This is a genomic window from Streptomyces sp. CO7, from assembly GCF_053474865.1.
In genome coordinates, this window is record NZ_JBRIOU010000005.1 from 50,589 (window position 1) to 50,972 (window position 384).

Below are 384 nucleotides of genomic sequence, written 5' to 3' on the forward strand. Positions count from 1 at the left end.
GCCCGGCACCCCCCAGCCCGCCGGGGCCTCCGAGCCCACCCAGGTCCTCCCGCACGGGCAGGGCCAGGGCTTCGGCCAGGGCGGCGCGTACGACCCGAACGCCGCCACCACCGTGATGCAGCACCCGCCGGGCGGGTCCGGCGGCGACGCCGACCCGACGCAGATGATGCCGCCGCAGGGCGCCGGCGCGGGCCCCGAGCAGCCGCACCCCTGGCAGACCCAGCTCAGCGCGGCCCGCGAGCGCAACGAGCAGACGCAGGTCCAGCAGTACGTCCACCCCGACGACGACTCGGGGGACCCGTTGCGCCGCCGTCGGCCGCAGCGGCAGGTCGCCCCGCGTCCGCAGCAGCCGCCGCGCTCCCAACAGCAGCAGTACGGCTACCC

1 pseudogene is annotated in these 384 nt (G+C 78.4%); it reads left to right on the top strand.

The features are described 5' to 3' along the window. Positions 1–384, top strand: a pseudogene (locus ACOV8S_RS18515) (serine/threonine protein kinase); the annotation flags it as partial.